Raw genomic sequence first — 12,699 nt, forward strand, 5'->3', positions numbered from 1 at the left:
ACCCGGGGCCCGGGGTCAGAACCCCTGTCGCACCCCGCCGTCCACCGGCAGCATCACGCCTGTCACGTACGACGCCGCCGGGGACAGCAGGAACGCCGCCGCGCGGCCGAACTCCTCCGGGGCGCCGTAGCGGCGCAGCGGGATGCGGGACTCGGTGGCCGCCCTGGTCGCCTCCGGGTCGGCGGACAGGCCGTCCAGCTCGCGCACCCGGTCGGTGTCGACGCGGCCCGGCAGCAGGCCGACGACGCGGACGCCGCGCGGGCCAAGTTCGTCGGCGAGGGACTTGGCGAAGCCGGCCAGTCCCGGCCGCAGGCCGTTGGAGATGGTCAGGCCCGGAATCGGCTCGTGCACCGAGCCCGACAGCACGAAGCCGATGACACCGCCCGGCTCCAGTTCCGCCGCCGCCGTCCGGGCCAGTCGCACCGCGCCGAGGAACACCGACTCGAACGCCACCTGCCACTGCTCGTCCGTGTTGTCGGCGACGAACCCGGGCGGCGGCCCGCCCACACTGATCAGTACGCCGTCGAAGCGGCCGAAGTGCTCACGGGCGGTCGCGATCAGCCGGTCGGCGGTCCGGGGGTCGGCGTTGTCGGCGGCCACCCCCACCACGTCCGGGCCCAGCGAGGCCGCGGCATCCGCGACGCTCTTCTCGTCCCGCCCCGTGACGACCACCTTCGCGCCGTCGGCGACCAGCTCGCGCGCGGTGGCGTTGCCCAGGCCGCGGGTGGCTCCCGTGACGACGTACACCCGGTCCCTCAGTCCAAGATCCATGGCCCTATCCTGCCCCCTTGTCCCCGAACAGGGCGAGAGCCGTGTTCACCAGGCCGATGTGGCTGAACGCCTGCGGGAAGTTGCCGAGCTGATGGCCGGAGACCGGGTCGTACTCCTCGGCCAGCAGCCCCACGTCGTTGGCGAGGCCCACCAGCCGCTCGAACAGTTCCCGGGCCTCCTTCGTCCGGCCGGTCGCGTGCAGCGCGTCCGCGTACCAGAAGGAGCACACCAGGAAGGTCCCCTCGCCCCCCGGCAGCCCGTCGACCGGGTCCCCCTCGGTGCTGTAGCGGCGCACGAGCCCGCTCCGGGTCAGCTCCTCGCCGATCGCGTCGACCGTGCCGACGACCCGCGGGTCGTCCGCCGGGAGGAAGCCGAGGCGGGGGATGAGCAGCAGGGAGGCGTCCAGCTCCGAGGAGCCGTAGGACTGGGTGAAGGTGTTGCGCCCCGGGTCGTAGCCCTTCTCGCACACCTCGCGGTGCACCTCCTCGCGCAGCGTGCGCCAGCCGTCCGGGTCACCGCCGCCCAGCTCGGGATGGTCCTCCAGGGTGCGCACCGCCCGGTCCAGGGCCACCCACGTCATCACCTTCGAGTGCACGAACTGCCGGCGTCCGCCGCGCACCTCCCACAGCCCCTCGTCGGGCTGCCGCCACGCCGTGGCCAGGAAGTCCATCAGGGCGCACTGCAGCTGCCACATCTGCGGCTGGGGGTGCATGCCCGCCAGCCGCGCCAGCGACAGCGAGTCCATGACCTCGCCGTACACGTCCAACTGGAGCTGGTTCACCGCGTCGTTGCCGACCCGCACGGGCGTCGACCCGGCGAAGCCGGACAGCCACGGCAGCTCGAACTCGGGCAGCCGCCGCTCGCCCGCCAGGCCGTACATGATCTGCAGGTCCGCCGGGTTGCCCGCGACCGCCCGCAGCAGCCAGTCGCGCCAGGCCTCGGCCTCCTCCAGGTATCCGGCCGTCAGCAGGGCGCCCAGGGTGAGAGTGGAGTCGCGCAGCCAGCAGAAGCGGTAGTCCCAGTTGCGCACGCCGCCCGGTTCCTCGGGCAGCGAGGTGGTGGGGGCGGCCACGATGCCGCCGGTCGGCTTGTACGTGAGCGCCTTGAGGGTGATCAGGGAGCGGACCACGGCGTCCCGGTGCGGGCCGTCGTAGCCGCAGTGGGCGGCCCAGGCCCGCCAGTCCTCGACGCTGTGCTCCAGCGACACGTACGGGTCGATCACCGGCGGGCGGGGCTCGTGCGAGGGATGCCAGGTCAGGACGAACGCGACCTTCTCGCCCGCGGCGACCGTGAACTCCGCGTGCGTCCCGAAATCCCGGCCCCAGCTGCGCACCTCGGGCTCGCTGCGCAACCACGCCGAGTCCGGCCCGGCCACGGCCACCCGGTGCCCGTCGGCCCGGCGCATCCACGGCACGATCGAGCCGTAGTCGAAGCGCAGCCGGAGCACACTGTGCACCGTCACCTCACCGCTCAGGCCCTCCACGACGCGTACGAGGTCCGGGGCGCGGTCGCGCTGGGGCATGAAGTCGGTGACCCGTACCGCACCGTCCTCGGTCTCCCACTCGGTGTCCAGGACCAGGGTGTCCGGCCGGTAGGAACGCCGCGTGCAGCGCCCGGCGCCCACGGGGGCGACGCGCCAGTGGCCGTTGCCCTCGTCGCCGAGGAGCTTGGCGAAGCAGGCGGCGGAGTCGAAGCGGGGCAGGCAGAGCCAGTCCACGGAGCCGTCCGTGGAGACCAGCGCGGCGGTCTGCTGGTCGCCGATGAGCGCGTAGTCCTCGATGTGTGGGTGCACGGGTCTCCGTCTTCCCGACGGGGAGCGGAGCAATCGGATCCGCTCCCACGGCCCACCGGCCGATCGGCCACCCCGCAGGAGCCACCGGCTGTACCGCCACCGGCTCGACCGTCGAGGGCCACCCCGCCACCGGCTACACCGCCGCGGGCTCCGCCTCCGTGGTCTCCTGCTCGTCCTGGGACGCCCGGTCCCGCGCCTCACGGCGGGCGAGGACGAACCAGCCGACCGGGACGCCCGCGGTGAACAGCCACCACTGGACGGCGTACGCCATGTGGTTGCCGATGCCGTCGTGGTCGGGCTCCGGGATCCGCTCGGGTGTGTCCCCAGCGGGTTCGGGTTCGGTCAGCTCGACGTAGCCGCCGAGGACGGGCTTGCCGAGGCGCTCGGCCTGCTGTCCGCTGTTGATCAGCATGACCTGGCGGTCGGGCAGGCCCTCGACGTTCTTGATCCCGCTGCCCTCGGTCGTCTGGTCGGGCATCAGCCGGCCGGTGACGGTGATCTCGCCCTCCGGGGGCGCCGGGATCTTCGGGAAGGCGGTCTGGCTCGCGCCGTTCGCCGGGATCCAGCCCCGGTTGACGATCAGTACCTTGCCGTCGTCCAGGACGAAGGGGGTCAGGACGTGGTAGCCGACCCGGTCGTCCGCGTTGGTGCGGCGGCGCACGACGACCTCGTCGGCCCGGTCGAAACGCCCCTTCGCGGTCACCCTGCGATAGCGGTCCTCGTCGTCGACCTTCGCTCCCGGCGAGGTCATGGACTCGACCGGCACGGGATCCGCCGCCAGGGAGTCCGCGATCTCCCCGTTCAGCTCGACCCTGCGCTCGTGGCGGTGCAGCTGCCAGAAGCCCAGCTCGATCATCGTCGGGATGAGCGCGAGGACCACGAGGGTGAGGATCACCCACTGGCGGGACAACAGGAACCGGTACACCCCACGACGGTACAACTCGGTCGTGGGGTGCGATGCGGCGGGTACGGCCTTGCGCGGCCGTGGGCCGTGGGCCTCTAGACCTTGTCGACGACCCCCGCCCTTCCCTCGGCACGGGCGCAGTGGGCGCCGCAGTACCAGTGGCCCTCGACCTCGACGCCCTGGCCGATGATCTGCACCCGGCAGTGTTCGCAGATGGGGGCCATCCGGTGGATCGCGCAGGAGAAGCAGTCGAAGACGTGCACCGCTCCCTGGGCGTGGACCTCGAAGGTCATTCCGTAGTTGTTGCCGCAGACTTCGCATGTCGCCATGGGCCACAGGGTGAGCCGTCGCCGTGACGTGGGCGAGCGGACGGCGGGCGAGTCGCCCGGAATCACTCGTCCGTACGGCTCACGCGCCGTCCTGCGTACGACTCACGTACGGCTCAGCCGCCCGCGGGCTCGACATCCGCCAGCAGCTGACCGAACGCCGCCTCGTCCACCACCGGCGTGCCGTACTGGCGGGCCTTGACCACCTTCGACGTGCCCGAGTCCGGATCGTTGGTGACCAGCAGGCTGGTCAGCCGGGACAGGCTGGTGGCCACATGCAGTCCGGCCTCGGTCGCGCGGTCCTCCAGCAGGTCCCGCTCGACGGAGGTGTCACCCGAGAAGGCGACCCGCATGCCCTGCTTGAGTCGTTTGCCCTCTTCGTACCGGCCGGGGTTGGGGTGGGGGCATGCGGGTCTTTTGCGGGAAGGGCGCCAACTGGTCGGCCGGTGGCCGCCGTAGCCCGCCTGCTGTCCGATCACAGGTGTGGGCCGGTCCGACCACTCGGTCAGCGGCCGGCACTCGTGCAGCGGCAGCCTGACGCCGCCGGCCACCGCCGCGAGCAGACTGGGCCGGAACGCCTCCGCCAGCACGCGCGCGTCGTCCAGCGCGTGGTGCGCCCGCTGCTGTACGACGCCGAAGTGGGCGGCCAGCGACGCCAGCTTGTGGTTGGGCAGGGGCAGGCCCAGTTCCTTGGAGAGCGCGATGGTGCACAGCCGCTGGCGCACCGGCGCCTCGCGCTTCGCGCGCGCGTACTCGCGGGCGATCATCTGCCAGTCGAAGACGGCGTTGTGCGCGACGAGCACCCGCCCGTCGAGCCGGGCCGCGAACTCCTCGGCGACGTCCGGGAAGAGCGGTGCGCCCCGGAGTACCTCGCTCGTCAGCCCGTGTATCCACACCGGGCCCGGATCCCGCTGCGGATTGACCAGGGTGTACCAGTGGTCCTCGACCTCACCGCGGGCGTCCAGCCGGTAGACGGCCGCGGAGATGATGCGGTCGTCGCGGGCCAGGCCGGTGGTCTCCACGTCGACGACCGCGTACCCCTGCGGATACGCGGCCGGCCACGTCGTGGCGGGCGACGCTGCGGTCGTGTGGTCTTCGAGCATGGTCCATGAGGATACGGGCCGCGACTGACACTCCGGCCCGGCAGGTGCCCCCTGCCGCCCGGTGAAACGGTTCCTCCGTCAAGTTCCGCGCGGTCGGGGAGGATTGGAGGAGGGCTGGAGTGAGGCGACGTGGGAAGGCGCGAGGAGACACGAGGCTACGGGCGCGGAGGCGGATGCGGGGCATCGGTGCGAAGCAGGCGACACGCCGGATGTCGTCGTCCCGCGTGTGACGCAACCCACGCAGGACGAGGCCCCGGGCGGCCGGCGCGCGGTCACCACCGGATCGGTACCGGAAGGGCCGTCAGAAGTCCCGACACCGCGACCACCACACCCAGGGCGACGACCTCCGCGCGCGCGGGGGAGCAGGCGGTCAGCGGGTCGGACGCGCGGGTCAGCCGGATCCTGGCCCACAGAGCGAGGGCGGCGACGGCGGCCACAAGGATCACCTTGGCGAGCAGGACCCGCCCGTACGCCGTGTCCGTCAGCTGGTCCGTGATCGTGCCCGCCGGCATCCGGCGCAGCGAACTGCACACCCCCGTCGCCGTGACGGCGGCGAGCAGAACGGCCGCCACGCGCGCGTAGAGTCCCAGCAGGGCCGGGCCCGCCTCGGAGCCCCGCCACCACCGCAGGGTCCGCAGCGCGTACAGCAGGCCGCCCACCCACAGCGACGCGCACGTCAGATGGACGAGGGTCAGACCGGAGCCGATCAGTGGGCTGTACTCGGTCGTGGGATGTGCGCGCAGCGCCTCCGCGACGACCACGGCGGCCAGCGGCCAGACCTGGAGGCCCGGCCGGCGCGAGGTGGCGCACAGGCCGGCCGCGAGGAACCCGTTGACCTCCAGGAGCGCGAGCTTGCCGTCACGGGACTCGTAGAGGCCGCCGACGTCGATGTCGGCGACGCTGTCCGGCACCAGATTGCCCGTGGCGACGACCGAGGCCAGACCCAGCGCGGCGACGAAACCCACGGAGGTCGCGTAGGGGGACCAGCTGCGGGGCCGTTCGGGGGGAGTGTCGGGGAGTGACCGGGCCAGCCGGTTCACGAAGAGCTCGCCGAGCGGAACGCTCAGCGCGGCGAAGAGCACCGTGCGCAGCAGGGCTATTCCGCCGGTGCCGGGGGCTTCGGCCTCCCCTGTGCCGTGCAGGGCGGGAGACGGGCCGAGGGCGGGTATCAGAGCGGCCAGCACCACCAACAGGAGCACGGCCGTGGTCCGGCCGGCACCGGAGGGCCGCGCGTGCCGTCCGGTGTCGGCGGTCCGGGACGGGGGTCTTGTCAAGGTCACCTCGAGATCTTCACCAGCTCCCCCAGATCCGGGCAAGTTCCGGAAAACAACTGGCGGTCCGGCATTCCGTACATGAGGACGTTTTCGGCCGCCGTACGGTTCGGGACGGCCGGGGAAAGGATGAGGAACGCGTCACATCCACCGCGCGCCGTCCGACGCCGTCCGACGCCGTCCGTGCCGTCCGTGCCGTCCGTGCCGTCCGTGCCGCCCGGCCGGATGACGCCGGTCGGCCGGGCCGCGGTCCGCGCCGGCGCCACCCGGACGGGTCGGCTGCCGTCCTCGTAGGACCGCTCGGTCGGCGCCCGCGTCAGCGTCCGGCCGCTCGGCCGTCCTCTCCACCGCGGCGGTCCCGGTGGCCACCTGTACCAGGCTGTCGAAGCCGCGCCGCCCGGCCCACTGCCCGTACGCGCCCCACGCCGACAGCTGTGCCACGACCGGCCCGGCCTGCGCCCGACGAGCGCCTCGGGAGACAGCCCGAACCGGTCCAGCGCGCCCGGCCGGTACCCGGCGACGATGTCGGCCGAGCCGAGCGTCGCCGACCGCTTCTCGAAGCGCGTGTCGGAATGCGGTCGGACAGTTCCGGCAGTTCCGGCAGTTCCGGCGGATCCGGACCCAGTGTGTCCGCGCCGAGCAGGGCGAGCGTGCGGGTGGCGGCCGGCCCGCGATGACCCGGGTCAGGTCCAGGACCCCGCAGCCCGGCGGCGGGCAGCAGGGGGGCCGGTGAGGAGGAAGACGGAACCGGCGAGGAGAAATACGCGTGAAGCGGGCCGGGGCAGCCCCGGCCCGCTTCACGCGCGCGTGCCGTTTACCAGGTCACCGCGTCCAGCGCGTCGGCCATGCCCCAGCCGTAGAAGCCGTTGCGGTTCTTCGAGCCCTCGCACACCGCGTCGACCTTGCCGTCGCCGTCGATGTCGTACGGCTTGGTGCACGGCGTGGCGTCGGCCTGGGCGTACAGCAGGGCCTTGACCATGGCCGGGGAGGCGTGCGGGTGCGTCGACTTGATCAGGGCGGCGACACCCGCGACGTGCGGCGACGCCATCGACGTACCGGCCATGTAACCCCACTTGCCGCCGGGCAGCGTGCCGAGGATCAGTCCGCTGGTGGCGGGCGGCTCCGGTGTCTGGTAGGCCGTCGAGTCGCCACCGGGCGCGGCGATGTCGATGACACCCAGGCCGTGGTTGGAGAAGGACGACTTGAGGTCCTTCGCACCGGTCGACGCGACCGTCACGACACCCGGCAGCTGAGTCGGCATGTCGAGGCACTCGGACGGGTCGATCACCCGGTCCGAGGGCGTGGAGTCGTTGGGGGAGGACGGGTCGGTGATCTCGTCGGCCGCGAGGTCGTAGTTCTCGTTGCCGGCCGCGGCGACGTTGACCGCGCCCTTGCGCTCCGCGTACCGCGAGGCCCGGGTGACGGCTTCCAGGAGCGCCTTCTGGTCCGGGTCGTCCTTGCAGTTGAAGTACCAGGGGTCGGTGTAATAGCTGTTGTTGGTCACGTCGACGCCGTGCTCGGCCGCCCACATGAAGCCGCAGACCACGGCCTCGGTGTAGAAGAAGCCGTCGGGGTTGGACACCTTGATGCCGGCGACCTTCACCCCGGGCGCCACGCCGGTCATGCCGACGCCGTTCTTGGCCGCGGCTATCTCCCCGGCCACATGCGTGCCGTGCGGGCTCTCCGCGGCGCTCGGCCGCCAGGCGCCGTCGGTGGTGTCCGGCTTGCCCGAGACGCAGTTGACGGAGGCGTCCCGGTCGAAGTTGGGGGCGATGTCCGGGTGGGTGTCGTCCACGCCGGTGTCGATCACGGCCACCGTCACCCTGCTGCTGCCGAGCGACTTCTCGTGCGCCTTGTCCGCCTTGATGGCGGGCAGGTCCCACTGGAGGGGCTGCAGCGGGTCCTGCCCCTCGGTGTCCTGGGCGGCTGCCCGGGCGGCGGCGATCTCCTGGCTGCCCAGCACCTTCGGTGCGCCCGTGTCGGTCGTGGCGGCCGAGGGCAGCGGGGCGGTGCGGGTGGCACCGGCCGACTGCACCCCGCGCACCTTGCGGACGGTCTTGGCGAAGTCCGGGTTGGCGGAGTGGACGACGACCACGCCGATCCGGTCGTACGACGTCACGATCGTGCCGCCGGCCCTGGCTATCGCGCGTTCGACCTTCGCCGAGGGGCCGTGCCCGGGGCGGACGTTGACGACGTAGCTGAACGAGGACGCCGGGTCGGCCGATCCGGAGGACGCGGCCCGAGCGGCCTCGGAGGCCTGCGCGGCGGAGGCCGGGACGCCCGGCAGGAAGGCGAGCGACGCGGCCATGGCCAGGCCGGCCGGGATCGCCAGGGCGCGGCGGTGACGCGGGTGGGACGCTGTCATGTGCGATGTCTCCAGTTGGTCCGAGGAACTTCGTGAGCGGAGGTGCGGGCGTTCGGGGCCGGACGAGCCGGTCACTTCACCGCGCGCAGCGCGTCGACGATGCCGAAGCCGTAGAAGCCGTTGACCCGCTTGCCGCCCTCGCAGTCGGCGTCCTGCGTGCCGTCGCCGTCCTGGTCGTAGGAGGCCGGGCAGCCCGGGTTGTCCGCCTGGGCCTTCAGCAGCCACTGCAACTGCGCCGGGGACGCCCACGGGTGCTCCGACTTCAGCAGCGCGGCGACGCCCGCGGCGTGCGGCGAGGCCATCGACGTGCCCTGGAGCCAGGCGTACTCGTTGTTCGGCATGGTCGACAGGATGCGGCCGTTCTTCGACGGCGTGTCCGGGATCTGGTAGCGCCCGTCACCGCCCGGCGCCGCGATGTCGACGACACCGTTGCCGTACGTGGAGTAGTAGGACTTCTCCTTGTCGACGCCCGTGGCGCTGACCGTGACGATGCCCGGCAGCTGGGTCGGGATGTCGTAGCACTCGTGCGGATCGATGGTCCGCGTCCCCGGCGTGGTGTCGTTCGGGCTGGAGTCGTCGACGATCGCGTCGGAGTCCAGGTCGTGGTTGGAGTTGCCCGCGGAGGCGAGGTGCAGGGTGCCCTTGCGCTGGGCGTACAGCTGGGCCCGGTTGACCGCGTCGACGATCGCGCGCTGGTCGGGGTGGTCCATGCAGTTGTACAGCCAGGGGTCCACGTAGTAGCTGTTGTTCGTGATCTCCACGCCGTGGTCGGCGGCGAACATGAACGCGCACACGACGTTCTCGGGATAGAAGAGGCCGTTGTCCGGGTCGCTCACCTTGATGCTCGACACCTTCACGCCCGGCGCGACACCGGCGACGCCCGTGCCGTTGCGGGCGGCGGCTATCTCACCCGCCACGTGGGTGCCGTGGTAGTCGTCGGCGGTGTACGGCCGCCAGGCGCCCTCACTGGTGTCCGCCTTGCCGCCGACGCAGTTGGCGGACTGCGAGGCGGAGAAGTTGGGGGCGAGGTCGGGGTGGGTGTCGTCGACACCGGTGTCGATCACGGCGACGGTGACCCTGGAACTGCCCGGGTTGATCTTCGCGGCCTTGTCGGCGCCTATCGCGCGCAGGTCCCACTGCTCGGCTTCCAGCGGCTCGCCGACCCCCGCGGCCTCGGACGCCTTCGCGGTCCGCGCCGCCTGCTCGGCGGAGAGTATCTCCGCGGCGCCCTGGTCCGTCGTCCCGGCGGCGGTCAGCGGCGCGGTGCGGGTCGCGCCCGCCGACTGCACTCCGCGCGCCTTGCGTATCCGCTCCCCGAAGTCCGGGTTCGCCGAGTGGACGACGATCACACCGATCTTCTGGTACGTGGCCACGACGCTGCCGTCGGCCCTGGCTATCGCGCGCTTCACCGACGCGATCGTGCGGTGGTCCGTCCGCGTGTTGACGACGTACGCCAGACTGGGCGCGTCCTCGGCCAGGCCGGCCCGCGTGGCCTCGGCGGCGGCTTCCGCCTGCGGGGCCGCCGAGGCGGCCGCGGGCAGGAAGCCGAGCGACGCGGTCAGCGACAGCACGACGGGTACGGCGAGGGCGAGCCGCCGTCTGGAACGCGAGGACCGCGAGGGACGCGGGGAACGCGACGAACGCGGCGCATGCAGATGATCCATGGGGTCTCCACATCATCCGGAAACGAAACCGGCCCGAGACACAGGTGGTGCTCGGGCAGGTACATGACGGAGTGGTGCAGGGCGAAGCTATCCCCCGCAGTCCCTGGCCAGCAATGACCCGCCACGGGTGACTTCGGAAAGTGCCCCGCGTGTTGAACCGGTCCCCGTGGGGCGCCGTGTCGTTGGACAGGGAGCCCGAGCACGATCAGGCCCCCGTATGAACACCGAGGTCCAAGCCGTCATGTCCGTCGTACGAGGAGACTCCGTGGCCACCGACGCACCGCCCCCCTCGAAAGAGGAACGCCCACTTCCGTCCGCCGAGGAGTTCTCCGAAGTGCAGCAGAGCGCCGAGTTCGCCGAACTGCGCCGCTCCTTCCGCTCCTTCGCGTTCCCGTTGACGATCGCCTTCGTGGCCTGGTACCTGCTGTACGTGCTGCTGTCGAACTACGCCGGCGGCTTCATGGGCACCAAGCTGTTCGGCAACATCAACGTCGCCCTCGTCTTCGGTCTCGCCCAGTTCGTCACCACGTTCCTCATCGCCTGGTGGTACTCGCGGTACGCCGCCGCGAAGCTCGACCCCAAGGCCGAGGCCATCAAGTCCCGGATGGAGGGCGGCGCATGAGCCCCGCACAGACCGTTCTCGCCACCCAGCTCGCCGCCAACGAGGCCAGCGAGCACCGCCCGCTCATCATCACGCTCTTCGCGATCTTCGTCCTAGCGACGCTCGGCATCACCGTCTGGGCCGGCCGCCAGACCAAGGACGCCGCCGACTTCTACGCGGGCGGCCGCCAGTTCAGCGCCTTCCAGAACGGACTCGCCGTCTCCGGCGACTACATGTCGGCCGCGTCCTTCCTCGGCATCGCCGGTGCCATCGCCCTCTTCGGTTACGACGGCTTCCTCTACTCCATCGGCTTCCTGGTCGCCTGGCTGGTCGCCCTGCTCCTGGTGGCCGAGCCGCTGAGGAACTCCGGCCGCTACACCATGGGCGACGTGCTCGCCTACCGCATGCGCCAGCGTCCCGTGCGTACCGCCGCCGGCACCTCCACGATCGTCGTGTCGATCTTCTACCTGCTGGCCCAGATGGCGGGCGCGGGCATTCTCGTCTCGCTGCTGCTCGGCATCACCTCCGACGCGGGCAAGATCCTCATCGTCGCCCTCGTCGGCCTGCTGATGATCGTGTACGTCTCCATCGGCGGCATGAAGGGCACCACCTGGGTCCAGATGGTCAAGGCCGTGCTGCTGATCGGCGGCACCATCCTGATCACCTTCCTGGTGCTGCTGAAGTTCAACTTCAACATCTCCGACCTGCTCGGCACGGCCGCCGAGAACAGCGGCAAGGGCGCCGCCTTCCTGGAGCCCGGCCTCCAGTACGGCGCCAGCGGCACCACCAAGCTCGACTTCATCTCCCTGGGCATCGCCCTGGTGCTCGGCACGGCCGGCCTGCCGCACATCCTGATCCGCTTCTACACGGTGCCCAACGCCAAGGCCGCCCGTAAGTCCGTGAACTGGGCGATCGGCATCATCGGCGCCTTCTACCTGATGACCATCGCGCTCGGCTTCGGCGCCGCCGCGCTCGTCGGGCAGAAGGAGATCATCGCGTCCAACCCGTCCGGCAACACGGCCGCGCCGCTGCTCGCCCTGCATGTGGGCGGCGTCGACTCGGCCTGGGGCGCGATCCTGCTCGCCACGATCTCGGCGGTGGCCTTCGCGACCATCCTCGCCGTGGTCGCCGGTCTCACCCTCGCCTCGTCCTCGTCCTTCGCGCACGACATCTACGCCAACGTCATCCGCAAGGGGAAGGCCACCGAGAAGGAGGAGATGAGGGCGGCCCGCTGGTCGACCGTCTTCATCGGTATCGCCTCCATCGCGCTCGGTGCCCTCGCCCGCGACCTGAACGTGGCCGGCCTGGTCGCCCTGGCGTTCGCGGTCGCCGCGTCCGCCAACCTGCCGACCATCCTCTACAGCCTGTTCTGGAAGCGGTTCACCACCCAGGGCGCCCTGTGGTCGATCTACGGCGGGCTGATCGTCGCCGTCGGCCTGGTGCTCTTCTCACCCGTGGTCTCCGGCGACCCGAAGGCGATGTTCCCCGACGTCGACTTCGCCTGGTTCCCGCTGAAGAACCCGGGCATCATCTCCATCCCGTTCGGCTTCCTGATGGGCTGGCTCGGCACGATGCTGTCCAAGGAGGAGCCCGACGAGGCGAAGTACGCGGAGCTCGAGGTCCGGTCCCTGACCGGCACCGGAGCGCACTGAGCCACGCACGGGCCCACGCACGGGCCCACGCACAGGGCCACGCACGGGCCCACGTGCTGCATCGGGTACTGAATACCGCGTACGGGGCCACGCAGCGGGCCCCGCGCAGCGCCACCGGGGACGCGGCCGCTCGTAGATCTCTACGACGCGGCCGCGTCCCACGTCGTGGGATCGGGCCGCTGTCGATGTCGGACCCGTCACGTAGGCTCGCAGGTGTCGGAGGAGAGAAGTGGAAGGGCTCCGCCGATCC

10 protein-coding genes and 1 pseudogene are annotated in these 12,699 nt (G+C 71.5%); 2 read left to right on the forward strand and 9 right to left on the reverse strand.

Features of this window, described 5'->3' with window-relative positions; translation table 11 throughout:
- Positions 1-15 precede the first annotated feature (15 nt).
- The 9 genes and pseudogenes from ABEA26_RS05485 to ABEA26_RS05525 all read right to left on the reverse strand — a co-directional run bounded on the left by ABEA26_RS05485 (position 16) and on the right by ABEA26_RS05525 (position 10,196).
- Positions 16-771: an SDR family oxidoreductase gene (locus ABEA26_RS05485; RefSeq protein WP_345589726.1), complete on the reverse strand. Its 756-nt coding sequence runs from the start codon at positions 769-771 to the stop codon at positions 16-18.
- A gap of 4 nt (positions 772-775) precedes the next feature.
- Complete coding sequence (locus ABEA26_RS05490; RefSeq protein ID WP_345589727.1) at positions 776-2,563, reverse strand: glycoside hydrolase family 15 protein; 1,788 nt, start codon at positions 2,561-2,563, stop codon at positions 776-778.
- A gap of 133 nt (positions 2,564-2,696) precedes the next feature.
- Positions 2,697-3,488, reverse strand: coding sequence for an SURF1 family cytochrome oxidase biogenesis protein (locus ABEA26_RS05495; RefSeq protein ID WP_345589729.1), 792 nt, complete (start codon positions 3,486-3,488; stop codon positions 2,697-2,699).
- A gap of 74 nt (positions 3,489-3,562) precedes the next feature.
- Complete coding sequence (locus ABEA26_RS05500) at positions 3,563-3,796, reverse strand: hypothetical protein (RefSeq protein ID WP_161164690.1); 234 nt, start codon at positions 3,794-3,796, stop codon at positions 3,563-3,565.
- Positions 3,797-3,909: 113 nt separating this feature from the next.
- Complete coding sequence (locus ABEA26_RS05505; RefSeq protein ID WP_345589733.1) at positions 3,910-4,896, reverse strand: DEDDh family exonuclease; 987 nt, start codon at positions 4,894-4,896, stop codon at positions 3,910-3,912.
- 272 nt (positions 4,897-5,168) lie between these two features.
- A complete protein-coding gene (locus ABEA26_RS05510; protein ID WP_345589734.1) occupies positions 5,169-6,176 on the reverse strand; it encodes a CopD family protein in 1,008 nt (335 codons plus the stop codon).
- Positions 6,173-6,912, reverse strand: a pseudogene (locus ABEA26_RS36270) (CoA transferase); the annotation flags it as partial. The gene ABEA26_RS05510 and the pseudogene ABEA26_RS36270, both read right to left, overlap by 4 nt.
- 69 nt (positions 6,913-6,981) lie before the next feature.
- A complete protein-coding gene (locus ABEA26_RS05520; protein ID WP_345589736.1) occupies positions 6,982-8,532 on the reverse strand; it encodes a S8 family peptidase in 1,551 nt (516 codons plus the stop codon).
- A gap of 71 nt (positions 8,533-8,603) precedes the next feature.
- Positions 8,604-10,196, reverse strand: coding sequence for a S8 family serine peptidase (locus tag ABEA26_RS05525; protein ID WP_345589738.1), 1,593 nt, complete (start codon positions 10,194-10,196; stop codon positions 8,604-8,606).
- Positions 10,197-10,461: 265 nt separating this feature from the next.
- Between ABEA26_RS05525 and ABEA26_RS05530 the strand changes: the two genes are divergently transcribed.
- Both ABEA26_RS05530 and ABEA26_RS05535 read left to right on the forward strand, forming a co-directional pair.
- Positions 10,462-10,818 (forward strand): DUF485 domain-containing protein, encoded by a 357-nt coding sequence (locus ABEA26_RS05530; protein WP_345589741.1) that lies wholly within the window; start codon positions 10,462-10,464, stop codon positions 10,816-10,818.
- Entirely contained in the window at positions 10,815-12,449 is a 1,635-nt protein-coding gene (locus ABEA26_RS05535; protein WP_345589743.1) for a solute symporter family protein, read from the forward strand. Before ABEA26_RS05530 ends, ABEA26_RS05535 begins: the two co-directional genes overlap by 4 nt.
- The last annotated feature ends 250 nt before the right edge of the window (positions 12,450-12,699 follow it).

The organism is Streptomyces marokkonensis, assembly GCF_039539045.1.
In the GTDB taxonomy this organism is placed as follows: Bacteria; Actinomycetota; Actinomycetes; order Streptomycetales; family Streptomycetaceae; genus Streptomyces; species Streptomyces marokkonensis.

What these genes read in the sequence shown, in the direction of transcription:
- ABEA26_RS05505 (WP_345589733.1), bottom strand. Translation starts at nt 4,896, where the DNA reads ATGCTCGAAGACCACACGACCGCAGCGTCGCCCGCCACGACGTGGCCG.
- ABEA26_RS05525 (WP_345589738.1), bottom strand. Translation starts at nt 10,196, where the DNA reads ATGGATCATCTGCATGCGCCGCGTTCGTCGCGTTCCCCGCGTCCCTCG.
- ABEA26_RS05535 (WP_345589743.1), top strand. Translation starts at nt 10,815, where the DNA reads ATGAGCCCCGCACAGACCGTTCTCGCCACCCAGCTCGCCGCCAACGAG.
- ABEA26_RS05520 (WP_345589736.1), bottom strand. Translation starts at nt 8,532, where the DNA reads ATGACAGCGTCCCACCCGCGTCACCGCCGCGCCCTGGCGATCCCGGCC.
- ABEA26_RS05485 (WP_345589726.1), bottom strand. Translation starts at nt 771, where the DNA reads ATGGATCTTGGACTGAGGGACCGGGTGTACGTCGTCACGGGAGCCACC.
- ABEA26_RS05500 (WP_161164690.1), bottom strand. Translation starts at nt 3,796, where the DNA reads ATGGCGACATGCGAAGTCTGCGGCAACAACTACGGAATGACCTTCGAG.